The sequence below is a fragment of the Tardiphaga sp. 215_C5_N2_1 genome, assembly GCF_052076055.1.
GTDB lineage: Bacteria > Pseudomonadota > Alphaproteobacteria > Rhizobiales > Xanthobacteraceae > Tardiphaga > Tardiphaga robiniae.
This window is the reverse complement of the sequence record NZ_CP197240.1, coordinates 371490-396701: the sequence shown is the minus strand read 5'-3', so window position 1 is coordinate 396701 and position 25212 is coordinate 371490. Positions and strand designations below refer to the sequence as shown.

The 25212-nt window shown below is 61.0% G+C and carries 17 protein-coding genes; 7 read left to right on the top strand and 10 right to left on the bottom strand.

The window, feature by feature from the left end; genetic code table 11:
• Window positions 1–40 precede the first annotated feature (40 nt).
• The 3 genes from AB7828_RS01655 to AB7828_RS01645 all read left to right on the top strand — a co-directional run bounded on the left by AB7828_RS01655 (window position 41) and on the right by AB7828_RS01645 (window position 3642).
• The gene (locus AB7828_RS01655) at window positions 41–1153 is read left to right on the top strand and encodes a DUF2336 domain-containing protein (protein ID WP_309949079.1); all 1113 of its coding nucleotides are present in this window, start codon (window positions 41–43) and stop codon (window positions 1151–1153) included.
• Between the two features lie 189 nt (window positions 1154–1342).
• Window positions 1343–2317: an NAD-dependent epimerase/dehydratase family protein gene (locus AB7828_RS01650; protein WP_441229215.1), complete on the top strand. Its 975-nt coding sequence runs from the start codon at window positions 1343–1345 to the stop codon at window positions 2315–2317.
• Window positions 2314–3642 carry a flavin-containing monooxygenase gene (locus AB7828_RS01645; protein WP_175366663.1) on the top strand — a complete coding sequence of 443 codons (1329 nt, stop codon included), beginning with the start codon at window positions 2314–2316 and terminating at the stop codon, window positions 3640–3642. Before AB7828_RS01650 ends, AB7828_RS01645 begins: the two co-directional genes overlap by 4 nt.
• Window positions 3643–3682: 40 nt before the next feature.
• Here AB7828_RS01645 and AB7828_RS01640 read toward each other — a convergent pair whose 3' ends face one another.
• Together AB7828_RS01640 and AB7828_RS01635 are read right to left on the bottom strand one after the other, a co-directional pair.
• Entirely contained in the window at window positions 3683–4321 is a 639-nt protein-coding gene (locus AB7828_RS01640; protein WP_441229214.1) for an NrsF family protein, read from the bottom strand.
• A 2-nt stretch (window positions 4322–4323) separates the two neighbouring features.
• A complete protein-coding gene (locus AB7828_RS01635) occupies window positions 4324–4869 on the bottom strand; it encodes a sigma-70 family RNA polymerase sigma factor (RefSeq protein WP_175366665.1) in 546 nt (181 codons plus the stop codon).
• A 331-nt stretch (window positions 4870–5200) separates the two neighbouring features.
• Between AB7828_RS01635 and AB7828_RS01630 the strand changes: the two genes are divergently transcribed.
• Both AB7828_RS01630 and AB7828_RS01625 read left to right on the top strand, forming a co-directional pair.
• The gene (locus AB7828_RS01630) at window positions 5201–5884 is read left to right on the top strand and encodes a hypothetical protein (protein ID WP_441229213.1); all 684 of its coding nucleotides are present in this window, start codon (window positions 5201–5203) and stop codon (window positions 5882–5884) included.
• A 76-nt stretch (window positions 5885–5960) separates the two neighbouring features.
• A complete protein-coding gene (locus tag AB7828_RS01625; protein ID WP_439076586.1) occupies window positions 5961–6740 on the top strand; it encodes an enoyl-CoA hydratase in 780 nt (259 codons plus the stop codon).
• Here the strand turns inward: AB7828_RS01625 and AB7828_RS01620 are convergent.
• Window positions 6737–8587 carry an acetyl-CoA hydrolase/transferase C-terminal domain-containing protein gene (locus tag AB7828_RS01620; RefSeq protein WP_441229212.1) on the bottom strand — a complete coding sequence of 617 codons (1851 nt, stop codon included), beginning with the start codon at window positions 8585–8587 and terminating at the stop codon, window positions 6737–6739. The genes AB7828_RS01625 and AB7828_RS01620 overlap by 4 nt on opposite strands.
• A gap of 330 nt (window positions 8588–8917) precedes the next feature.
• Between AB7828_RS01620 and AB7828_RS01615 the strand changes: the two genes are divergently transcribed.
• On the top strand, window positions 8918–10333 hold the full coding sequence (locus AB7828_RS01615; protein ID WP_089266977.1) for a TolC family outer membrane protein: 1416 nt from the start codon (window positions 8918–8920) through the stop codon (window positions 10331–10333).
• A 1-nt stretch (window position 10334) separates the two neighbouring features.
• Here AB7828_RS01615 and AB7828_RS01610 read toward each other — a convergent pair whose 3' ends face one another.
• The 4 genes from AB7828_RS01610 to AB7828_RS01595 all read right to left on the bottom strand — a co-directional run bounded on the left by AB7828_RS01610 (window position 10335) and on the right by AB7828_RS01595 (window position 19096).
• Entirely contained in the window at window positions 10335–12899 is a 2565-nt protein-coding gene (locus AB7828_RS01610; RefSeq protein ID WP_441229211.1) for an HWE histidine kinase domain-containing protein, read from the bottom strand.
• A gap of 250 nt (window positions 12900–13149) precedes the next feature.
• Window positions 13150–16272 carry an efflux RND transporter permease subunit gene (locus AB7828_RS01605; protein ID WP_089266975.1) on the bottom strand — a complete coding sequence of 1041 codons (3123 nt, stop codon included), beginning with the start codon at window positions 16270–16272 and terminating at the stop codon, window positions 13150–13152.
• A 36-nt stretch (window positions 16273–16308) separates the two neighbouring features.
• On the bottom strand, window positions 16309–17478 hold the full coding sequence (locus tag AB7828_RS01600) for an efflux RND transporter periplasmic adaptor subunit (RefSeq protein WP_441229210.1): 1170 nt from the start codon (window positions 17476–17478) through the stop codon (window positions 16309–16311).
• Between the two features lie 220 nt (window positions 17479–17698).
• Complete coding sequence (locus tag AB7828_RS01595) at window positions 17699–19096, bottom strand: CoA transferase (protein ID WP_441229209.1); 1398 nt, start codon at window positions 19094–19096, stop codon at window positions 17699–17701.
• 98 nt (window positions 19097–19194) lie between these two features.
• Here AB7828_RS01595 and AB7828_RS01590 point away from each other — a divergent pair, with 98 nt between their 5' ends.
• On the top strand, window positions 19195–19482 hold the full coding sequence (locus AB7828_RS01590) for a hypothetical protein (protein ID WP_089266972.1): 288 nt from the start codon (window positions 19195–19197) through the stop codon (window positions 19480–19482).
• 32 nt (window positions 19483–19514) lie between these two features.
• Here AB7828_RS01590 and AB7828_RS01585 read toward each other — a convergent pair whose 3' ends face one another.
• From AB7828_RS01585 to AB7828_RS01575, 3 genes are read right to left on the bottom strand one after another with little or no spacing between them, the layout of a single operon-like run.
• A complete protein-coding gene (locus AB7828_RS01585) occupies window positions 19515–22862 on the bottom strand; it encodes an error-prone DNA polymerase (RefSeq protein ID WP_441229208.1) in 3348 nt (1115 codons plus the stop codon).
• Window positions 22859–24445, bottom strand: a complete 1587-nt coding sequence (locus tag AB7828_RS01580) for a Y-family DNA polymerase (RefSeq protein ID WP_441229207.1) — start codon at window positions 24443–24445, stop codon at window positions 22859–22861. The genes AB7828_RS01585 and AB7828_RS01580 overlap by 4 nt, the downstream gene beginning before the upstream one ends.
• A complete protein-coding gene (locus AB7828_RS01575) occupies window positions 24339–25130 on the bottom strand; it encodes an ImuA family protein (RefSeq protein ID WP_175366676.1) in 792 nt (263 codons plus the stop codon). Before AB7828_RS01575 ends, AB7828_RS01580 begins: the two co-directional genes overlap by 107 nt.
• Window positions 25131–25212 lie beyond the last annotated feature (82 nt).

Here is a 25212-nt window from a genome sequence, read left to right as displayed (position 1 = left end):
ATTAGCGGCAGGACACGATTAGAATTACGGGATTTGATTTATGTCTTCGAAGTCACCGTTATCGCCAAATTTACTCGACGAACTTGACGCCGCACTGGCCCACGGAACGGTCGCACGGCGCGTGGAAACGCTGCGCCGTGTCACGGATCTGTTCGTCAATAATGCCGTGGACTACTCCGATGCGCAGATCGCAGTGTTCGACGACGTCTTCGATTGCCTGCTGACGCATATGGAAGCGTCTGCAAAGGCCCTTCTGGCCGAGCGACTGGCACCCATCCCTGTCGCACCGCCCCGGGTCGTCCGGACCCTCGCATTCGACGATTTGATCGAGGTCGCCGCCCCCGTGCTCTCACAATCGGAGCAGCTCGATGACCATGCGCTGATCGAAAATGCACGCACCAAGAGCCAGGACCATCTGCTCGCGATTTCGACGCGCAAGGTCCTGAGCGGCGCCCTGACGGATGTTCTTGTCGAACGCGGCAACGACGCCGTCGTCACCAGCACCGTCAACAACCGCGGCGCCGACATTACAGAGCGCGGCTACAATACCCTGCTCTCCCGTGCCGAGGGCAACGACACGATTGCGACATGTGTTGGCCTGCGTCCCTCCATTCCGCGCCACCACTATCTGAAGCTCGTCGCCAAGGCGTCGGCCTCGGTCCGGGCGAAGCTGGAAGCCGCCCACGTCCACCACACCGCCGACATATCTCTGGTGGTTCAGCAGGTCGCCCGGCGGGCTCGCTCCGCACCAGGCAGCATCAGTCAGCAGACCGTCATCGCCCATGGTCTCGTACGCTCCCTGTTTGAAGACGGTCGGCTGGATGAAAACGAAGTGGCGAAATTCGCCGAAGCCGGCAAGTTCGACGAGGCTAACGCCGCGCTCGCGTGCCTGGCCAACGTGCCAATCTCCGTCGCGGAAACCATGATGGTCGAATCCCGCAGCGAGGGCATTTTCATTCTGTGCAAGGTCGCGAATTTTTCATGGAAGACCGTCAAGACCATCATCAACATGCGCGAGCAACTCGCTGGAACACAGCTGTCTGACAGCGCGACCGACCGCGAGACCTATGAACGTCTGCGCATCTCCGCGGCACAACAGGTCCTGCGCTTCCACCGTATGCAGCAGGCGACGTCCGACCTACCTGCCGCCTGACGTTTGTCAGTCGACATGTTCCACGCGAATGGCCGCAGTCTGGCCATTGAGACCGAGCGCCGCAACGCCAATTGCGCTGAGCAGCCATTCCGTCAGCAGGCATCGACTTGCCGGTGAAGGCGCTGATAGTGATGCCTCGATCACGGCGAATAACGCCGGAACGGGTTGGCATCAAGCAGGGCGGGATTCATGCGCGTCTTGATTACAGGCGCCGGTGGCTTCATCGGCAGAACACTCACTTCTGCGCTGCTTCAAGCAGGCGCGCTCACCAGTACTGCAGGCACAAGCGAAACAATCGAGGAGCTCCTCCTTCTCGACACACATCTGCCGCCAGCATCCGACCGATGTGTGAGGCACTTGCAAGCCGACATCGACGCACCCGATACGCTGAAGAAAATCGCTGCATGGAAACCCCATAGCGTGTTTCATCTCGCCGCTGTGCTGACCAGCGCCGCAGAACAGGACCCGGCGCGCGCGCTGGCGGTGAATGTTTCGGCACTGGCGGAATTGATCGACGCGATCGGCGCGAAAGATGCTCCGCCGCGCCTGATCTTTCCAAGTTCGATCGCGGTCTTCGGCGGCCTATTACCTGATCATGTCGATGACGATCATTTGCAGCGTCCACAAACCTCCTATGGCACGCACAAGGCCATCGCCGAATTGATGCTGGCGGACGCCACGCGTCACGGAATGGTCGATGCACGCGCCCTGCGCCTGCCGATCGTGCTGGTGCACCCCGGCCCGCCAACACAGTCGGTATCTGACCGTATCGCAGGCATCGTTCGTGATGGCGTCGCCGGAAAGCCGTCGATTTGCCCATTGCGCGCGGACACCAAAGTGCCGGTCGTTTCGGTGGAGACCGTTGCGCAGAATTTGATCACGCTTCACAATGCCGATCCAGCCAAGATGCGCGGGAAACGCGTGCTCAATCAGCCTGCTTTGACGATCAGCATGGAGGACATCATTGAATCGATTGCACGTGTCACCAACGCCACGCCGAACGTGACATATACCCTCGATCCCGATCTCAAGAAGATCGTCGATAGCTGGCCGAAAGGTTTCATTTCCACCCGTGCGCCATCCCTCGGCGTCGTCGCCGACAAGAGTTTCGAGGACATCGTGAGCCAGTATCGCCAGCGTCTTGCCGAAAAATCTGCTGCATGACCGAGCCTGCAGTCGACATCTGCATCATTGGCGCCGGCTCATCCGGTATTGCCGTTGCCAAGGCCCTGCACGACAAGGGGCTCAGTTTCGACATCTACGAGAAGGGCTCAAATATCGGCGGGATGTGGCGCTACGGCAATGACAATGGCCTGTCCTGCGCCTATCGCAGTCTGCATATCGACACCAGCCGCAACAATCTCGGCTACTCCGATTTTCCGATTCCAGCCGACAAGCCCGACTTCCTGTCGCACCAGCAGTTGCTGGAATATCTGGAAGCCTATGCGGATCGGTTTGGCGCACGATCTCGCACCCGCTTCAACTGCGAAGTGACCTCGGTCGAAAAGACCGATGACGGCTGGCGCGTCACGACGAAGGAAGGCACCCGCGAATACAAGACGGTGATTGTCGCCAACGGCCATCTCTGGGATCCGCGTTGGCCGACGTTCTCTGGCACATTCAACGGCACGGCGATTCATTCCAGCCAGTATCGCACCGCGCAGCCTTTCGAGGATAAGAAGGTGCTGGTCGTCGGCATCGGAAATTCGGCCGTCGATATCGCCATCGATCTCTGCAAGCGCGCCAGCAGCGTCGTGCTGTCCACGCGAACCGGCGCCCATATCATGCCGAAATACATGATGGGCATCCCGATCGATCGCTGGTCAGCCTTCTTCGCGCGCAAGCTGAAATTCCCGACACTGCTGACACGCATGATCATGGCACGGCTGATCTATCTCGCTGTCGGCGACCAGACCCGCTTCGGCGTGCCGAAGCCGAAACATCCCATGTGGCGCGAACATGCGACATTGAGCCAGGAGCTGCTGCCTTATATCGGCCATGGCTGGATCAGCATCAAGCCAAACGTCACCGCGCTGGAGGGGGACGCCATCGCCTTCGCCGATGGCACGCAGGAGAGCTTCGACGCGGTGATCTACGCAACCGGTTACAAGACCAGCTTCCCGTTCCTCGCGCCCGAGATCTTCTCGGTGCCGGAAGATGGCGGCATGGTCGATCTCTATCGGCGCATCACGCCGCCGAACCGACCCGGCCTGTTCTTTGCCGGATTGGTGCAGCCCATCGGGCCGACCATACCGCTGGTCGAAATCCAGGCCCGATGGATCGCATCTGTGCTGACCGGAAAGGTCGCCCTGCCCAGCCCTGGCGATATGGCGCTGGAGGTCCGCGACTTTCACCAGAGGAAGATCAGCACCTGGCTCAATTCAGCGCGCTACACGCTGGAAGTCGATTTCAAGGATTATGCCGGCGAGCTCAACGGCGACATCGCGAAGGCGGCGAGCGGCCGTCCTGCGGCCATGGCATCGGCTTGACCGGATTCATTTTTCGCGGAACGCGTGGCTCGCCCGCCGCTCAATAGCGCAGTACTTTCGAACCGATGGCTGCACCCAGCGCCGCCACGACGAGGGCTGCGAGCGTATACCAAGTCGCCACAAACAGCGGCGAGTCATCCGCGCAATGCGCGGCATAAAACGTCGCCCCTAGCCCGGCTGACATCAATCCCGCGAGCGCACCGGCAATGGCGGGGCGTGACGGCGCACCGTGGCGCAGCGCGATCATCGCGCCGCCGAGAATCGGCAGCGACAGCAACGTGATCGCCGCCGAACACAGCGACGAGTTTCTGCCGATAATGCGCACCATCATCGGCGCGCGCTGCGGCATCGTCATTTCGACGATCAACGCAACGATGAGAATGAACGGCGACAACAATAACAGCCAGATCCAGCGCCCCAACGACGCCTCGGGCCGGGACAGATGGACACTGATCACAATGGCTGGAATGGCGAGCGCCAAGGTCACCAGAAACTTCGTATCGAAGAACGGATTGCGCATCGCCGACATGAAGTCCGGGCGAATGCCAAGCGTCACCAGCAACATCGCTGCAACGACCGGCAGCGTGACCAACAGGGCCATCGCGAGCTGCGTGCTCACGGAACGCGGCCTCTGATCATTGTCGGCGGCGAGCGTCTGAATCAGGCGATCGGTATCCATGGTCAATCCTTTCGCAGCTTGGCTGCGAGGCTCGCGAGCCCACGATGCAACGCCACGCGCACGGCGCCTTCGGTCATCGACAATTTCGACGCCGTGGTCTTGATGGATGCGCTTTCCACCGCGATCGATCGCAACACGTCGCGCTGCCGCGGCGGAAGATCGGCGAGATGATTGGATATCTCGACGGTGGGCAATGTTTCAGCTGGCGGTTCGCTCGGAATCGTCTCGGCAAAATCGTCGATATTGACGAAGACGCGACGTCCGCGGCGACGCAGCGCATCGATCAGTTTGTTGCGGGCGATCGCAAACAGCCACGGCGCGAATGGCGCGTTCGCGTCCCAGGTCTGCCGCTTCAAATGCACCGCCAGCAAAATGTCCTGCACAATATCCTCGGCCTGATCGGGCGGCTGGCCAGCCCGTGACAGGCCCTGCCGCGCTCCGGCACGCAGCACGGGCGTAACCGACTTCAGCAGGCGATGATAAGCAACGCTATCCCCTGCATTGGCCGACCGCATCAGATCGGTCCATTCGTCGTCACGTCCGCGCACGCGCGCTCCTAAAGCCAATTCGGCGGATAGTTCAATTTGTTACGTCAGCCGAGAGAAAAATCACGGAACCGTGAAGCCCTCACCTGCGCCCCAACCCCGAACCGAAGATTTCAAAGACATCCGGCTCATAACATCGAACCGTCAGAGTGACATCCGTCGCCTTGATTTCAAAGGCAGATTTTTGCCGACGTCTGTGGAGACGATGGCTGCGGCGGTGTTCATGCCCCGTTTTTGCCGGACTCGTCCGAAGATTCCCTTTTTTTGCCCCGGTGTGAACACCTGCGCAGTTTCCCTTGCGGCCATTGGGGGCCGGTATTTTGGGGAGATTTCCATGAACATCAGAGCCAGCGGGCGTGCGGCATTGGTCATCGCAGCCGGATTGTGGATCTGCACATCGGCACCGCTTCACGCGACCGAAAACGATGCCCCGGCATCCGAGCCGGCCGCAGCGGTCGGCAGCGCCGCAGACACATCCGCCGAACCAGCAGCGAAGGCCACCAAGCACCGCAGTGCTAGGAAGAGCGAAACGAAATCGCGCAAGTCCGACCGGCAGGCCACCAAGGCGTCGAAAAAGCCCGCTGAGGAGGACGCCGCCAAGACGGAAGACGCGAAGCCGGGAAGCAGTGATACCGCCATCCCATCATTGGTTGCTAATGCCAATGCGCAATGGCCCTCCGAGACCGCAGCGACCAACACCTACAACATGTCATCGCAAGCCGGCGGCGCGCTTGGCCAAATCGGCGGCCAGCAGGAACAGCCCGCAACGACGTCACCGGATTCCGGCGCCAGCAACGCGCAGCTCGTTGCCGCTGACCAGCTCAACGACCTCGATCGTGCCATCAGCAACGACAAGCCGCCGCTGACGCTCGCAAAGGCCACCATCGATACGCCGGCACCGGAAGTCGCCACCGAGAGCAGCACGACCTGGGACAAGACCTCCCTTGTTGGCAAGATCTTCATCGCATTTGGCGGTTTGCTGACCATGGCCTCTGCGGCCCGTATGTTTATGGCTTGAACCCCATCCCCCGAGCGGGCAAATTGCGCGGGGCTGCCGATCCTGGCAGCTTCGGCAAAAATCCGCGGGATGGAACATGAGCAGCTACGAACACCTCATCGTTGAGCGCAAAGGCGCGGTCGGCATCATCACGCTGAATCGCCCGAAGATGCTCAATGCGCTTTCTTTCGGTGTGTTCAGCGAAATCAAGATCGCCATCGACGAGCTGGAAGCCGACACCGACGTGGGCTGTATCATCGTGACCGGCAGCGAGAAAGCATTTGCCGCCGGAGCAGATATCAAGGAGATGCAGCCAAAGAGCTTCATCGACATGTTCTCCAGCGACTTCACCGCGATCGGCGGCGACCGTGTCGCCACCTGTACCAAACCGACCATTGCTGCCGTCTCAGGCTATGCACTCGGCGGCGGCTGCGAACTCGCCATGATGTGCGACATCATGATCGCCGCAGACACCGCGAAGTTCGGCCAGCCGGAAATCACTCTTGGCACCATTCCCGGCATCGGTGGCACCCAACGCCTCACCCGCGCCATCGGCAAATCAAAGGCGATGGACCTCTGCCTGACGGGCCGCATGATGGATGCGGCGGAAGCCGAGCGCTCTGGCCTCGTCAGCCGCATTGTCCCAGCCGACAAGCTGATGGAAGAAGCCATCGCTATGGCGGAAAAGATCGCCGCCATGTCGCGCCCGGTGGCAACGATGGCAAAGAACGCCGTCAATCGCGCCTTCGAGACGCCGCTCACCGAAGGCCTCAAGGTTGAACGCGATCTGTTTCACGCGACATTCGCGCTGGAAGACCGTTCAGAAGGCATGGCCGCCTTCATCGAGAAGCGGAAGCCGGTCAACAAGAACCGCTAGGCTGAGCCGCTGCGCGCGAGCGCGGCGGACACCAGCACACGATAGGCACGTTCGGCCCATGTGGCCGGACGATCGAGCCCAAGCCGCGCAAGCGCCGCTTCATCTGACGCACTCGGTGCGTGTGTCATGCCCTGCCAGAACAGGCCTGCGAGTTGTTGTGGCGACACCGATGCGGCGCTCAGGACCTGCAGCGCAGGGATCAGGCGCTGTTCTACTTCGGTGAAGTCGCTACCAAACGGGAACATGGGCAGCAGACCAGCGTCCCGCGCCGGCTTAAGAGCAGCGGAGATTCGCTCGGGCACGTTGTCGCGATACCCGGCGGGAATGTCATAGCTCCTGGGAAGCTTTCCAGCATCCTTGGCCTGCTTCATCAGCTCCGACTGAAAGCGCGAGTCGGACACCTGCAGCATGGCCGCGATCACGTCGGCGTCCGATTTCCCGCGCAAATCGGCGACACCATACTCCGTCACGATGATATCGCGCAGGTGTCGCGGGATCGTGGTGTGACCGTAGCTCCAGCGAATATTGGAGGCTGGCTTCTTGCCGGCGCGCGTCGCTTCGAGAGTCAGGATCGAGCGTGCACCCTCCAGAGCAAAAGCCTGTGAGACGAAATTGTACTGTCCGCCGACGCCGCTCACGACCTGGCCGTTCTCGAGACCGTCGGAGATCGCGGCGCCCATCAGCGTCGCCATCATCGTATTGTTGACGAAGCGCGCATCGACACGCGCCTGCCGTTTCGCCTCTTCGTTGCCATAGAGTTCGTTGGTGAATGACACCGGCATCATCTGGATTTTCGCCAGACGCTCCGGCACCATGTCGCGCAGCGCCTGATAGAATGCCTTCGGCCCAAGAAAGAACGCGCCATGCACGATGGTGCCATCCACCTCGCGCTTGAGAATGCCCGCGTCGATCAAACCGAGAAATGCTTCGAACAGCATTTCGCTCACGCCATAGAGACCACGTTCGAACGTTGCGACTTCCTTCGGAGGCGCGTCGGGGGCAAGATGCTGCATCAGACTGCGGAACGCCGCATTGTCGCGGTGGCGAACGATCAGGCCCTGCGCCAGCGCATCACCCACTTGTCCAATGCCGATCTGCAGCGTGCCGCCATCGCGCACCAGGCCTGCAGCGTGTAATCCAATCGCATATTTGGTGTCGTTGACCGGTTCGGACGGTGGCGCAAACAGCGGAAATTCAGCCTCCGGACTTTCGAGCACCGCCTGAAACTCATCGCCGGTGAGATCACCCTGCCCCGGCATGAAGGGCAATTCCGAATTGACCTGACCGATCAACTTGAACGAGACGCGCCCTTCGTTGCGCGCCCGCATCAGATCGAGCGTGGTGTCCGTATTGCAGCTCAGACTGTAGCGCGCCGCGCCATCGACCACACGCTTCGACACCAATTGCGTGATCACGTTAAGCCCGCGCGTCAGAAGATAGGACGACGCATGAGTGTAGTTCGCCGAGATATAGTGCTGCTGCGCGTCGGCAACCCGCAGCCATTTTCCCGCAAGGAAGAAGAATTCGTTGACCTGAATGTTTGGCGGGAGCTCGCCTTTATGCAACGCGTTTGCATAAGCGAGATCGGGATAGCCCCCGAACAGCCGTTCGATCACCGGATTGATGAAGCGCTTCTCCAGCTCGCTGGATGGTCTCGGCTTCTCCAGTGTCAGGGCAGAGAAGAACGTCAGTCTGACATTGCGATCGGCCAGCGCGCGCTGATAGAGCGCATTGATGATATGGTTGGCCTTGCCAAGCCCGAGCGGCAGCCCGACCACGAGCGTCGTCCCAACGTCGCGAATGATGTCTTCAGCGATGGCGTCGGGATCAGTGAAGATCTTGGGCATAAGCATTCCGGATGGGCAGGATCGGCAGCTCCTCAGCGCAATCGCGCAGCAAAGCCGGACAGAGTTACCACTGCGTGCGGTTATTCAGAAATGTGCCCGACATGCAACACACGCGGCCATGTGAAGCGGGTTTATTCGTCGCATTCACGGAGCGCCCCATCCTCCCTAGAGTCCTGATCAATCAAGCAAATCGGGGCAGCCAAATGCCCTGTGGGGAAAGCGCAAAAGCCCGGAGGTTCTTCGCCGGATGGTTTGCCTGCAAAGGCAACGCCCTCTAAACATACCTAGACGTCAGCGGGGGCGGACGTCCGAAGATTGCTTTGGGATAATATGGTTCGTCACGGCATATTTGGCCTCGCCGCAAGGCGCGCGCTTCGGACAGGCATGGCCCTGAGCCTGATTGGCTATGGCATTTTTGCTGCGGTCGATGCCCGAGCCGAAACGGTGTCGGAAGCCCTTGCCAAAGCCTATCAGTCCAATCCGCAGCTGAACGGCGAACGGGCTCGCCAGCGTGCCACCGATGAGAACGTTCCGCAGGCGATGGCCGGCTACCGGCCCCAGGTGGCAGCCACACTGAGCTATGGCCTTCAGGCCGTACGCAACCTGCTCGTAGACAACACCATCCAGGGCGCAACGCTGAAGCCATGGACCATCGGCGTCACAGTCACCCAGACGCTTTATAACGGAAACAAGACAGCCAACAGTGTCCGCGTCGCGGAATTGCAGGTCCAGTCCGGCCGGGAAGCGCTGCGCAATGTCGGCCAGGGCGTGCTGCTCGATGCTGTCGTTGCCTATACCAATGTTCTCGCCAACCAATCGCTGGTCGAAGCCCAGCGCACCAACGTCACCTCCCTGCGCGAAACCCTCGGCATCGCCCAGAAGCGGCTCAACGCCGGGGACGTCACGCCCACCGACACGTCACAGGCCGAAGCGCGACTGGCGCGTGGCCAGGCCGATCTCAATGCCGCCGAGGTCAATCTCGCCATCAGCCAGGCAACTTATACGCAGGTGATTGGTGCTGCACCCTCGCGGCTCAGTCCGGCGGAACCGATGGATCGGCTGCTGCCGCGCAACCGCGACGATGCCGTCAATCAGGCTTTCAAGGCGCACCCCGCCGTGCTGGCAGCCGGCTACGATGTCGACGTGGCGACCACGACGATCAAAGTGGCCGAGAGCAGCCTGTTGCCCACTCTGACGCTGCAGGGCAGCGCCAGCAAATCCAGCCAATCGGATCCGACGCTTGGCACTTTTGGCACCGACCAGGCTTCGATCGTCGGCCAATTGACGGCGCCGATCTATGACGGCGGCCTCGGTGCTGCGCAGACGCGCCAGGCCAAGGAACTGTCATCGGTTAGCCGTCTGGTGCTCGAGCAGGTCCGCAATCAGGCCCGCACAGCAGTCGTCGGTGCATGGGTGTCAAATGAAGGCGCCAAGACGGCGGTGAGTGCCGCTGAAGCCGAAGTACGCGCTGCTGGCGTTGCACTGCAGGGCGTACAGCGCGAGGCCCAAGGCGGTCAGCGCACTACTGTCGACGTCCTGAACTCACAGCAGGATCTCGTACAGGCAAAGGCACGCCTGATTGGCGCGCAACGTGACCGGGTCATCGCATCCTATTCGCTGCTCAGCGCAATTGGCAGGCTGGATGTGAAGACGCTTGGGCTGAACACGCCAGACTATCTACCAGAAGTTCATTACCATCAGGTGCGCGATGCCTGGCACGGGCTGCGCACGCCCTCGGGGCAGTAAACTATCCGGCCGAGCTCTTCTTCGTCATCGCCGTGGTCATCGCGGCGACCAGCGATGCGAGGTCGTAGGGCTTGCGTACGATCGGCACGTCATCCATCGACGCCGGGATCAGGCTGGTTTCGCCATAACCTGTGGCGAAGACGAAGGGGATGCCTCGCTCGCACAATGCCTGGGCCACCGGCACCGAACTGCCATTGCCGAGATTGACGTCGAGGATGGCAACATCAGGCCTCATGATCGCCAGCGCGATCAATGCCTCCTTGACCGAAGATGCTGTCTCGACCGATGCCGCGCCCTCGTGGGTCAGCATGGTCTCGACGTCCATGGCAATCAGAAGCTGGTCCTCGACCATCAACACCTTCAAGCCGCGCATCGACGCCATCGGCCTGTCGTCCTCGCGTCGGGCGCGCACGTTGCGCGCCGCCGCCGGCGCGGGCCAGACAACGAAGCGCGCCGGGATGAGCAACCGCACGCGCGCGCCGGCCGGCTCATAATCGACATCACTTTCACCCCCGAGATCATAGGGAATGCTGCGGCTGATCAGCATCGATCCAAAGCCCGGCCGCAATGGCGGCGCGACAAGGGGGCCGTCGCGCTCAAGCCAGTGGATTTCGCAGTCGCCGATATCGGTGCGTTTCCACTGGAGCGACAAGCGCCCCGTGCTTACGGAAAGCGCACCATATTTGGCGGCATTGGTGGCCAGTTCGTGCAGCACCAATGCGAGTACCGAATAGGCCCGAGCGTCGAGCGAAACATCGGGGCCGGTCACCTCGATCGCTTTCACCGACTCGCGATACGGCGAAAATTCCGCATCGAGCAATCCCTTCAACGCACCGCCACCGGCGCCGCGGATGACCTGATCATGCGCAAGCGACAAGGCCTGAATACGTCCCTTCAGGGAGGCGACATAATCCTCGATGCTGCGGCCATCCTCGACCGGGTGGGAGACCAGCGATTTGATCAGTGCCAGGATATTCTTGACGCGATGATTGAGCTCTTCATTCAACATTTTCTGGCGCAGGTCAGCCTTGTGCCGCTCATCCGCCAGTAATTCGTTGTGGCGAAGCACCACTTCCACCAAAGCCGAGCGCACGGCCTCGGCGGTGTCGCGCTCGTTTTGCAACCATGGCTGGGACTGGCGCTGTACGGTCTCCTTCCAGATCGCGAAGCTCTTGCGCGGTGTCAGCCGATCGCCCAATGGGCCGATTTCGTACGTCTTGTTGGGATCACCCGCCCAGTTCAGGGTTTGCGCAACTTCGCTACGAAAGAACAGAAGATAATCGCGCGGCAGTTGCGACAAGGGCACGGCCAGTACGCCGGAAACGGCAACGGCATAGTCTTCAGCTGCAGGTAATCGATCTGACAATGCGCTCGTCGCCCACACCCTGCCCTCGGCCACTGAATTGATGAAGCCCATGAGCGCCGGCGCTGCGGCAGCCGGTGGCGCACTGCCATAAGACGTCCAGGTCTTGTTGAGATATAGGCCAATACCGTCACACGGCATCAGTACGCTAAAATCGCGAATGCTTTCCTTGAGCAGGTCTTCGATATCGCTGTGATGCGAAACATTGTGCAACAGCTGGTCGAGATAGCGCCGCGCGCTTTCGCTAGCAGCCAGTTTGCGCTTTTGAAGAAGCCCGGCCAGTTGCATGGAAAAGAACTCGCCAAACATTTCTGCAGCGACGCGCTTCTCCATGGAAAGCGCGCGCGGTGCATAGTGATGACAGGCGATCAGCCCCCAGAGCACGCCGTCATGGATAATGGAAATCGACATCGACGCACCGACGCCCATATTGCGGAGATACTCGCAGTGGATCGGCGAAACGCTGCGCAGATGTGCAAAGGACAGGTCGAGTGGTTCACCGGATGTGTCGAACTCCGGATCGATGGCCACCCGCTCACCGCTTGCATCCGAGACGATACGCACCGTGTTCTGGACGTAAAGTACCCTCGCCTGCTGCGGGATGTCGCCGGCCGGGAAGTGCTGCCCTAGAAAGCTCTCGAGATCGCCGCGGCGCGCCTCGCTGATCACCCGGCCGGAGCCATCATGAGCGAATTGATAGACCATCACCCGGTCGTAGCCGAGTGCGCCGCGCAGCAGCCGCGCCGCGTTGTCGAACAACACATCGAGATCGTTGCATTGGCCGATGCGGCCGATCAGCAAGCGCGACAACTCCAGAGGCGGTGTCGCCTCGCTGGCGTCCACAGGCTCGAATTCGATGATGTTGACGCCCTTGTGCCGATGCACAGCGACGTTGAACGCGGTCTGCGAATGCGCGACCTTGAAATCGATCAGCAATCCCGGGCGCTGCTGGTTGCCCCATTTGGCGATGGCGTTGCGAATGTCGTGCGCCGGCCCCTCGCCGATCAGATCGTCTAGCCTGCGGCCATTGATGTCGCCTGATCCCACACCAAGCATCGCGCCGGCATTGACCGAATGGCGCCGGACCATCCCGACAGAGCCATCGCAGGCGAGCAGACAACCATAGGGTTGAACACTGCCGGGGATGTGGATTGGCTCGCGGTCGCAATTGGTCAGGTCGACAGAGGCGGTCTTGGTGAGCATCAAAAAGTCTCTGAAAAGATGCGGCGCTCGAAACGACGGCCGCCAGCATGGCACGGCTGCATCTTTGAAAAAAGATCAGTAAATACAGCGTTCAAGAGCACCTACCGAAACGCCACGGGGGCTGGAATAGCCGGGTGGGGAACCGGTCAACGGGCAAGCGCCGGTTTCGATCCATGCCGAGGCCGGTTTTTTGGATATGGCCATTGGGCTGCCTCAGGGACAGCCCGAGCCGCTCCCGTCGCAAGCTGGTTTAACGCGCCCGGCTTGAGAAGAACGAGATCAGCACCGGCAGGGTGATCAGGATCACCAGCGGCGCCAGCATCATGCCAGTGACGACGACAACCGCGAGCGGCTTCTGGACCTGAGACCCGATTCCCTCCGACAGCGCCGCCGGCAGCAGGCCGACGCCCGCAACGATGCAGGTCATGAGCACCGGCCGCAGTTGCAACTCGCCGGTCCGGATCACAGCCTTGATGCGCTCATAGCCCTCGTCGATCAGCTGATTGTATTGTGACAGGATCAGGATGCCGTCCATGACAGCAATGCCGAAGAGCGCGATGAAGCCGATCGCCGCCGATACGCTGAACGGAATACCCGTGATCAGTAGACCGAGCACGCCGCCAAAGATCGCCATCGGGATCACACTCATGGCCAGCAGTGTGTCGGCCATCGAGCCAAAGTTGAACCAGAGCAGCACGCCGATCAGAGCGAGGCTGATCGGCACCACGATGGAAAGCCGTGCGATAGCGTCCTGAAGATTGCCGAACTCGCCGACCCATTCGGTCCGCGAGCCCGGCGGCAGCTGAACGAGCGCGGCGACCTTGTCCTGCGCTTCCTGAATGGCGCTGCCGAGATCGCGTTCGCGTACCGAGAACTTGATCGGCAGATAACGCTCCTGGTTCTCGCGATATATATAGGCCGCACCGGAGACGAGATTGATCGACGCCACTTCACTTAGCGGGATCTGCGCGATCGTGCCGTTCGGACCGGGTGCGCCGATGCGCAAATTCTGGATCGCCTCAGCGCTACGGCGATATTCCGGCGCTAACCGCACCATGATCGGGAAATGCCGATCGCTGCCGGGCTCATAGAGATCGCCCGCGGAGTCGCCGCCGATCGCGACCTTGATGGTGGCGTTGATATCGCCGGGCGACAATCCGTAGCGCGCAGCCTTGGCACGGTCGACGTCGATCTGGATGGTTGGCTGTCCCAACGATGTGAACACGGCGAGATCCGTCACGCCCTGCACCGTCGACAGTACGGCCTTGATCTCGTTAGCGGTCTTGGTCAGTGCATCCAGATCGTTGCCGTAGAGCTTGATCGAATTCTCGCCCTTCACGCCTGAGACGGCTTCAGAGACGTTGTCCTGCAGATATTGCGAGAAATTGAACTCGACGCCGGGAAATTTCGTCTGCAGTTCCTTGAGCAGGCGCGCCGTCAGCGCATCCTTGTCCTGCGGCGCCGGCCATTCGGAGGCAGGCTTCAGCGGGGCGAAGAATTCCGCGTTGAACAAGCCAGCCGCGTCGGTGCCGTCATCGGGACGGCCGTGCTGCGAGACGACGGATTCTACCTCGGGCTGCTGGCGGATCAGCCTGCGCATCTCGTTGACGTAAGTGTTGCCTTCCTGCAGCGAGATCGTCGGCGGCAGCGTGGCGCGGATCCAGAGATTGCCCTCTTCCAGCTTCGGCAGAAATTCCAGGCCGAGGAAACGCGCCATGAAGAAAGTCACCACGACGAGACCAATCGCAATGCCCAGTACGATCTTTCGGCTGGCGACCGCCCAGTGCAGCACCGGCATATAGAGGCGATGCAGCTGGCGCATGATCCAGGTTTCGGTCTCCTGGACATGCGCCGGCAGAATGATCGCGCTCAGCGCAGGCGTGACGGTGAATGTCGCGATCAGGCCACCGGCCAGCGCATAAGCATAGGTCCGCGCCATCGGCCCAAAGATATTGCCCTCGACGCCAGACAGCGTGAACAGCGGCAGGAACGCGGCGATGATGATAGCGGCGGCAAAGAAGATCGAGCGCGACACGTCAGCGGATGCGCTGAGGATACCATGCTTCTTCATGCCCATGATGGTCTCGGGCGAGATGTGGCTGCGCTCCGCTTCGGAAAGCTCTGTGGTCTGGGTCAGCCGTCTGAAGATAGCCTCTACCATGATGACCGTACCATCGACGATCAGGCCGAAATCGATGGCGCCCACCGATAGCAGGTTGGCGGATTCACCGCGCAGCACCAGAATGATGACAGCGAAAAACAACGCGAACGGAATAGTGGCGCCAACAATCAGCGCGCTGCGCAGGTTGCCGAGGAACATCCATTGCAGCAGCACGATCAGCAGGATGCCGACGACCATGTTGTGCAGCACCGTATGCGTGGTGGTATCGATCAGGTCCTTGCGGTCATAGATGCGTTCGATCCGCACGCCGGGCGGCAAGATGCCTCCGCGATTGATCTGCTGCACCAGCTGTTCGACACGCGCGATGGTCGGCGAACTCTTCTCGCCGCGGCGCATCAGCACGATGCCCTGGACGATATCGTCCTCCTGATTGAGACCGGCAATGCCGAGGCGCGGCTTCTCGCCGACCGACACCGTGGCGACATCCTTGACCAGAACCGGATTGCCGTTGGTCTGGGAGATCATCGTATTGGAAAGGTCGTCGATCGAGCGAATGAGGCCGACGCCGCGCACCACGGCCGATTGCGCGCCGATATTCACGGTGTTGCCGCCGACATTGATATTGGCGTTGCCGACGGCGGTCAGCAGTTGCGGCAGCGTCAAGCCATAGGCAACGAGCTTGCTGAAGTCGACCTGGATCTCATAGGTTTTTGTCTTGCCACCCCAACCAATGACGTCGATGACCCCTGGTACCGCACGGAAGCGGCGCTGCATGATCCAATCTTGCAGGGTCTTGAGATCGAGCACGCTATAGTTCGGCGGCCCCACCAGACGATAACGGAAGATTTCCCCTACCGCAGAGATCGGCGATATCGTCGGCTGTGCATTGCCCGGCAAGGTCCCGAGCTGCGACAACCGGTTCAGGACTTGCTGCAATGCTTCGTCATAGGTGTAGTCGAACGAAAACTGCAATTTGACGTCGGAGAGACCGTAGAGCGAGATAGTGCGGATCGTTTTGAGGTTCTTGATGCCCGCGACCTGCGCTTCGATCGGAATCGTGATGTAGCGTTCGATTTCCTCGGCAGAGAGACCGTTGCTCTGGGTCACAATATCGACCATCGGCGGGGTCGGATCGGGATAGGCCTCGATATTCAGCTGATTGAAAGCAAACAGACCACCGATGAAAACGACGGCGAACATCGCCACCATCAGGAAGCGACGGTCGACGGCCAGAGCAACAAGACGATCCATCCAGATCGGACCTTTCAGAAGAGCCGAAGCTGGGGGTTAGCTGGCGGAGGCCGCGCGATCGATAAACAAGCTGCCTTTGGTGACGATGCGTTCGCCGGCTTTCAGGTTGCCATGGACCTCGACGAGATTGCCATTGGTCATACCGGTCTTGATCGTGCGCAGCTCGATGGTCTTGTCGTCATGCGCGACCCAGACGCGGACCTGATCGCCTTCATAGATCAGCGCCGTTTTCGGCACGCCTATCGTCGGCTGGTCGCCAGGCGCGTAGATCGTCACGGTGGTGAACATTTCCGGCTTCAGCAGACCGTTGCTGTTGTCCAGCGTGGCACGTACCAGCAGACGACGCGTCGCGGGATCGAGCGCAGTCGCGACATAGCTGATGCGGCCAGTGAGCACACGGCCCGGCAGCGCGAGTGCGGTGAAACTCATTTCCTGACCGATCTGCACGGCAGCAGCTTCGGTCTCGCGCACGAAGGCCGTGAGCCACACCGATGAGAGATCGCCGATCACGAAGACCGGATCGGCAGCGCCGGCGCTGATGTACTGGCCCGGGCCGATCTTGCGCTGAACCACCGTGCCTGCAAGCGGCGCGTAGATCGTCGTTTCCGGATTGATACGGCCTTTCTCCTGAAACGCCGTGATGGCGTCTTCCGAGAGGCCAAGAATACGAAGGCGATTGCGTGCGGCTTCGAGTGCCGTGTCGGCGGTGCGCAGATCGTTCTGTGCCTGCAGCAGCGTGGCCTGGCTCTGCTGATAGTCTTTCAGCGGCACAGCCTTGCCTTCGAACAGGTCGCGGGCGCGCTTGTCCTGGATCTGTGCGAGGTCGACTTGCGACTTCGCCTTGTTGAGAGCCGTGGTCGCGGCAACGAAATCATTCTGCGCGCCGACGGTGTCGGCTGCTTCGATCACAAAGAGCGGCTGGCCCTTTTCGACGTGGTCGCCTGGCTTGGCGAGCAGCTTGGTGACGCGGCCGGCATAGGGTGAGAAGATCGGGGTCGAGCGGTCCTCATCGACGGCAATCTTGCCCTCGGTGACGTGTTCGGCGCGGAAGGCACGCACAGTGACCGGCTCGATGGTCAGGCTCGCCCATTCCGACGGCGACGTTGCATAACGCTGCGGGTTCTTTCGCGACTGGCTCGAAACGTCGGAATGCCCCTTCGACGGGGTGGACAGCCGCACGTAGCCGATGCCTGCGGCGACCAGCATAGCAGCAATGCAACCGCCCGCGATCAGGCGTTTTCCGCTAAACAGCTGAGATCGTTGATCTAAATTCGTCACTGTCCAGTCCTTGGTAGGAAACGCACTTATTCCGCGGCGATTTGTCCCATTCACGCGCTAATAGTGCGCATCTGGGCGTTCAGACAATCTAAAAACGCGTGTGCACTTACGAATCTTCGTTAAAATTTTGAAATCCTGCAAATGGGTTTCAATTGCCGGACGGCCATACCGCCGGATGGCTGCCGAGGGGCATGGCTGGACGCACCCACGATGCCGGGGTTCGCGATAACACGGCTGCATGACGGACCGCCGACAACTGGCCAAATCCGGACGGCATATCCTCAGTAAAGGCTTTGACCATCTCTCCCTTCAAGTCTTCGACCGCGAGACCATCCGCGATCCTTCCCATATCCCACAGCCATTGACCGGTGCGGGCAAGAGAGACCTGCACGTGCCAGCTACCGCCTTCACGCGCCTGACGTGCACGGGCGATCATGGCGCCGAACGCCATTAAGTAGCCGGTGGCGTGATCCAGCATCTGGGCCGGTAATTCTCTGGGCCCATCGACGCCGGCCGCCTGCCCTTCGGCATGGTTGAAGCCGGTCGCGCATTGCACGAGAGAATCGAAGCCGCGGCGCCCGGCCCACGGCCCGGAGCGGCCATAGGCGGAGAGCGAGACATAGACGATACCGGGACTGACACGGGCCGCCTCCTCCGGCGAGAAGCCGAGCGCCGCGAGCGATTGCGGGCGGTAGCCCTGCGAGAAGATATCCGCCTGCGCGAGCAATCCTCGCAAGGTGTCGCGCCCCTGCCCGCTCTGAAGATCCACGAAGCTCGAGAGCTTGCCGCGGCCGGTATCGATGCTGAGCCACGGGATCGCCGGCAGATCGGGGCTGGAGACCAGCATCACATCCGCGCCATGGGCCGCAAGCGTGCGACCAGCGACAGGACCGGCGATAACGCGTGAGAGATCGAGTACGCGCAAACCGGCAAGCGGCCGGGCGCCGATCGGCCACAGCTTCGGTTCGGCGTCGCCAATCCGGGTGATCTCGACGAGCGGCAGTTCAGCAACGGCTTTGGCCTGCGGCAACCCCATCCATTCGTCATGGGATCGCATCAGCGCTACGACACCGCCGGCTGCATAGGCCGCGGTCTCGAAGGCCTCGCCGTTCCATTGCATCAGAGCCGCCTGCACCGCCTCACGCGTCGGCGCACATGACAGCACCTGGCAGACAGCATCGCGATGATGCGGGAAATTGGTATGCAGCCGCACGAACTTGCCGTCACCGGTCTGGTAGACGCCGGCGATCGCATCCCAGGCGGGCGGCGGCGGATTGCCGTCGCAGCGCAGATAGCGCTCGCTGCGGCATTCGACGATGGCGTGGCGCATGTCGACGGAGACAGTCTGCGTCTGCCCGCTGCGTAGCCGCCAGATTTCGGCAGCCGCCATTCCGGCCGCAGCGATACTGACCTGAGCGGCTGCACCGACATGGAATGACGACGGCAATTGCGGCTCATTGCCGGTCAGCGCGACACGCTGGAGCGCCGCAATATCACCGCCAGCCTGCCTCCAGAGGTCGCCGAGCAGTTCACGAATGCCGTACATCAACGTCCTCCCCCTTTCCCACGCCACCGATTCAGCTCACGCTTCCAGGTGACCACATCCGTCATCGCATCATCTTGTACAAGCATGGAGGAGAGAGCATGGCCACCATCGATCCATTGACAGCCGGCGCCGTGGTGCTGGCCACGGCTGCCACCGACGCGGTCTATGTGATGTTCACCTCTGCGGTGGTGGCCCGTCGGCGCATCCCTGCGGCCACCTGGAGCAGCGTCTGGTATGTACTCTCGTCCTATGCCGTCATCAGCTATACCGAAAACTGGATGTATGTGGGGTTCGCCGCCGTCGGTTCATGGATCGGCGCCTATGCCACTATTACTTTCCTGCACCGGCCGCCCGGCGGACCGCCAGTCGGTGCATCACCTGAATAGGTAAGAACGGCTGAATGGTTTCTGAACGGCGCTTAATGGAAATCCCGCGAGCGCGGCAGGATCCGGACATTGCGCGGATGGCGAATGCGTTGTGCGGGATTGTCGGGATGCTCGCGGCGATCGTCATTGATCGGTTCCGGACCTGACAGCGCCTGCTGCGGTGTGCCGAGTGCATCATTGCCAAGGTGCTTCAGATCGTCCGAGCGATCGATCAGCCGTTCGGCGACGAGATGCACGACCTTGTCCGGGCTGCTCTGAATCGTACCCTCGACCAGAATGAGCCTGGAGCCCATGACCTCCCTGCGAAACTCCTCCATCACCTTCGGCCATACGACGATATTGGCGATACCGGTCTCGTCCTCCAGCGTCATGAAGACCACGCCATTGGCGCTGCCCGGCCGCTGCCGCACCAGCACGACGCCGGCACAACGCACGCGCCGTCTGTCATTGGCATCCACAATGCTCGCGCAGGTCACCACTTTTTCCCGCGTGAAATTCGCGCGCAGGAACTCCATCGGATGTCCCTTCAGTGACAGCCGGATAGTCTGATAATCGGCGACCACCTGTTCGGGCAAAGGCATCTGCGGCAGCGGTGCCGCATGTTCGTCCGGCTGTTCGCGGGCACTCGCAATCTGGAACAGTGGTAGCGGCACGTCATCCGGCAAGCGCCTTACCGCCCATAATGCTGCACGACGATCCAGGCCGATGGAGCGAAATGCATCGGCATCGGCGAGCATGATCAGCGCGCGTTTTGGCAAAGCGGTATCGCGGGCAAAATCTTCCAGCGAGGTGAAAGGCTGTAGCTCTCGCGCGGCAACGATGCGCTTGCCCCAATCTTCTCCCGGCGGCTTGCCAGCTTTTTCACGTTCGCGCTTCTCATCCGGATCCGCCCATTTGAATCCATCGATCTGGCGAAAGCCGAGGCGAACGGCGCAATAGTCTCCGCTCGGTTCTTCTAGCGTATTCTGCGAATGACTGAAGGACACATCGATCTCCCGCACATCGACGCCGTTGTCGCGCGCATCGCGCACGATCTGCGACGGCGCATAAAACCCCATCGGCTGTGAGTTCAACAGCCCGCAGCAGAATGCATCCGGATGATAATGTTTCAGCCATGACGAGACATAAACCAGCTGCGCAAAGCTGGCCGCATGGCTTTCCGGAAAACCGTAGCTGCCAAAACCTTTGATCTGATCGAAGCAGCTCTGGGAAAATACCGGATCGTAGCCGCGGTCGACCATCTTGCCGACCATCTTCGCTTCGAACGTATGCATGGTGCCGACATTGCGGAACGTCGCCATGGCGCGGCGCAGACCATTGGCCTCTTCTGAAGTAAAATGTGCCGCTTGGATGGCAATGCGCATCGCCTGTTCCTGAAACAGTGGCACGCCAAGGGTCTTGTGCAGGACATTCTTCAGTTCGTCCTTGTTGCCCCCCTTCGGAAATGGATATTCGATATCATCAGGGTTCATCGCCCGCCGCTTGAGATAGGGATGCACCATGTTGCCCTGGATCGGGCCCGGGCGAACAATCGCGACTTCGATGACGAGATCGTAGAAGGTGCGCGGTTTCAAGCGCGGCAACATGTTCATCTGGGCACGACTCTCGACCTGGAATACGCCGAGGGATTCTCCCCGCTGAAGCATCTGGTAGACCGGATCATCATCCTTGGATTTGATGTCCTTGAGTTCGTAACGCTGTCCTTTGTGATAAGCGACCAGATCCAAACATTTCCGGATGCAGGTCAGCATGCCCAGCGCGAGCACGTCGACCTTCATCATTTTCATCGTGTCGACATCGTCCTTGTCCCATTCGATGAAGGTGCGGTCGTCCATCGCCGCATTCCCGATCGGCACATAGGTATCGAGCCGGTCCTGCGTCAGCACATAGCCGCCCACATGCTGCGACAGATGGCGCGGAAATTCGATCAGCTCGGTGGCAAGCTCGACTGCGCGCATGATCATCGGATTAGACGGATCGAGACCGGCCTGCTTGACCTGCATCTCGTTGAGGCCCTTGCCCCAGCTGCCCCAGACAGTATCGGCCAGCGCCGAGGTGACGTCCTCGGTCAGCCCCAGCGCCTTGCCGACATCGCGGATTGCCGAGCGCGGCCGGTAGTGAATGACGGTGGCGATGATCGCCGCGCGATGACGGCCGTATCTTTTGTAGACATACTGCATCACCTCCTCGCGCCGGACGTGTTCAAAATCGACATCGATGTCCGGCGGCTCAAGCCGCTCCTTGGAGATGAAGCGCTCGAACAAAAGGTCGACCTCGGCGGGATTGACCGAGGTGATATCGAGCATGTAGCAGACCGCTGAGTTTGCCGCCGATCCCCGCCCCTGACACAGGATGTTCTGGCTGCGCGCATAACGCACAATGTCGTGGACGGTCAGGAAGTAATGCGCGTAACCGAGCTCGGCGATGAGCGCGAGCTCCTTGCGTAAGGTGGCTTCGAGCGTCTCATCGACACTATTCGGGAAATGCCGGGCATATCCCTCCCAGGTCAGATCCGCGAGATGCTGCTGCGCGGTCTTTCCCGGCGGCACCGGTTCGTCGGGATATTGGTATTGGAGTTGGTTCAATGAAAACGTGATGCGATCGGCAAAACGGATGGTCTCGCGGATCGCATCCGGATAATCGCGAAACAGCCGCGCCATTTCAGCAGCCGGCTTCAGATGCCGCTCGGCATTCATTTCCAGCACGCGGCCGGCCTGCTCGATGGTGGCCTTCTCGCGAATACAACTGACCACGTCCTGCAGGATGCGACGCTCCGGCATGTGATAGAGCACATCATTGGTAGCAATCAGGGGCACGCGCGCAGTGGCTGCGATGCGCTGCAACTTGGCCAGACGGCGTTTGTCATCACCCCGATGAAACGGACTGGCGCCGAGCCATACACCGCCTGTCGAAAATTGAGATAGTGCGTCGAACGTGCGAAGGACAAGGTTGCTGTCAATACGATAGGCCGGCATCAAAACAAGCAGCAGCCCTTCGCTAAAGTCAGCGAGATCGCCGAGCTGCAACAGGCATTCACCCTTGTTGCCGCGCAACTTGCCCATACTGAGCAACCGGCACAGTCGGCCATAGGCAGCGCGGTCGCACGGATAGGCAAGGATGTCAGGCGTACCGTCATTGAAGACCAGCCGTGTGCCGATCAGAAGCTTCGGTTTGTAGACAAGATCCTTGTGGTCCAGCTCGGCAAAGGCACGCGCCACTCCGGCCATGGTATTGTGATCAGCAATGCCGATGGCATAAAGCCGCTCGGCACTGGCCTGATGCACATAGTTCTGCGGATGCGACGCACCGCGCAGGAACGAGAAATTGCTGGTAACACCAATCTCGGCATAATCAGTCGCGCCGACGCCGCCCGTGCTCATGCGAACAGCCCATGCACGAACCATTGCGGCGAAACGGCTTGATCGTCCGCGTCTCTGATCTCACCATAAAGCCCGTCGCGGAAGAGCCAGAAACGTTGACCTGCCTCATCCTCGACGCGAAAGTAATCGCGCGTGGGCTTCGCCTCCTGCGAACGCCACCACTCCATCGACACACGCTCCGGACCTTCCACATGAATGACGTTGTGAGAAACGCGTCGCCAGGTGAACTTCTTCGGCGGCTTGTCTGGAAACTCCGCGAGCGGAACATCGATCAGTTCGGGCTGCTCGAACAACCGTAACGGCCGCAATGGCAGCTCGTCTTCACGCGCCGGCCATGCTGCCTGCATGGCGGCAGCCAGATGATGCTGTGCCGGCACACCCAGCATCGCGCGTTCGGGAATGTGGCTCTCGACGGGCAGATAAACCAGCACACGCCGCGACCCGATCCGCGCAGCAATACGGTCGATCAGGTCGGCCAGTTCGTCATTGGCGTGAACATTGGCATCGAGGTCGCGCTGCTGCTGCACGACGATTTCCGTGCGGCTGGCTGACAGGCGGATCATATCGAAACCGAAGCCCGGATCGAGTGGATCTGCAATCGCGTCCAGTCGCTCGCGGAACAACCGGTCGATCACCTCGCCCTTGGTCACCGGCAGGCCGGTTTCCGCGGTGATCACCCGCACCGCGCCGTCGGTGCGAAAGAACGCCGCTTCCAGCCGCCGCGCGCCCTTGCCCTGCCTGTCCATCGCATCGATCAGCGTGCGCGCCAGCTTGGCCAGTGTCAGCGTAATCACGCCATCGGTGGCAATCGGTTCGGCGAAACGTTGCTCGACGATATAATCCGGCAGCGGCTTGCGCGGCGAGATCGGTGCATCGCTTTGCCCCAGCGCCTGTTCCAGCAGCGTCGTGAATTCCGCGCCGAAGCGCGCAGTGATTTCAGGGCGCGACCGCGAGGCGACATCGCCGATGGTCTTCAAGCCGGCGCGGCGCAATCCGCGGATGATCGCCTCATCGGCGCCGAGCGTGAACAACGGCAGCGACGTCACTGCCTTGGCCTCCTCGCCCGCGGCGACGATCCGGCCATGTACATATCGACTGAGCGTGCGCGCGCATGTCGATGTCCCCGCAATCGCTGCACTGACAATAAAACCCTGCCGCGACAGCGCCGCGCAGAGCTGCTCCATCAGTGCGGCCTCGCCACCGAACAGATGGGCACAGCCGGTGATGTCGAGAAACAGACCATGCGGCAGATCCAGCGCCACCAGTGGCGTGAAGCGGTCGCACCAATCGGCGATGTCGGTCAGTACCTGCGTATCGGCGACAGGATCGGCATCGAACACCTGAATGTCCGGACAGACCGCACGGGCATTGGCAAGCGGCAGACCTGGTTCAAGGCCGAGCTTCGCCGCGGCATCGTCCAGCGCGGAAATCTGCAGCGCATTGCTTTGCTTGGCGACGACAATACTTGCTTGCAGATTAGCTGGCGCGCCGTTGCGCGCGAGCTGACGTTTGATGCGATCGGTTGGCAGGCGCGGCAGCCACAGGCTGAGGATGCGCCGATGTGTCACGGAAAACGCACTCATCACACTTCCATTCCATGATCCATTGCCCGTTCGGGCCGTGGCGATTTCGAACCAGTTGCACGTCGAGCATGGGCACGCCCCATGATTGCCAGGGCCTGAATGGCGGCGAATGCGCGGAGCGGATGATCCAGCGCGTCTCTGCCGTACTTGAGACCGGAACGCCTGCAGTCCGCAGCAACAGGCACGTGACGCCCGAGCCGCGCGCCGCCAGCGTGAGCTTGCGGCTGGCGACGAGGTCGAACTGCTTGCTGTCGCCCCAGGTTTCCAGCACGACGCTGCCCAGCGCATCGCAGGCCAGCGCATCAGCCGTGGTCCGCAATGCCGTCTCGACATCGGGCGCGCGCACGGTGACCAGCAGGCGCGGATCGAGGCCGAGCTCACGCCAGCCGCTCATGGCCAGCGCGCCGCATTCGCGTTCGGAGAAATCCTGCCGGATCCACAGCAGCGGCCGCTTTGCCGAGACACGGTGCGCGAGGCCGGCGACAAAGCCCGTGGCCGCCGCGCTGTGCCGGCCTTCGGCGAACACCTCATGCATGGTGCCACGTGCTAGCCCGCCTTGCAGCGCCGCGTCCGCCTCGGCATGACCGAGCGACACGCGATCCGGCGCATAGGTATCGCTGTGGGTCTCGATGCGTTCGATGCTGCCGCGCAATTGCGCGAGCGTGGTCATGCGTGCGCCGGTCATGCGCCGCTCCTCGAAATTGTTTTGCCATCACGGGTTTTTAGTGAACCCATTGCCGGCCCATTTGTTCATGATATGTTCTAAT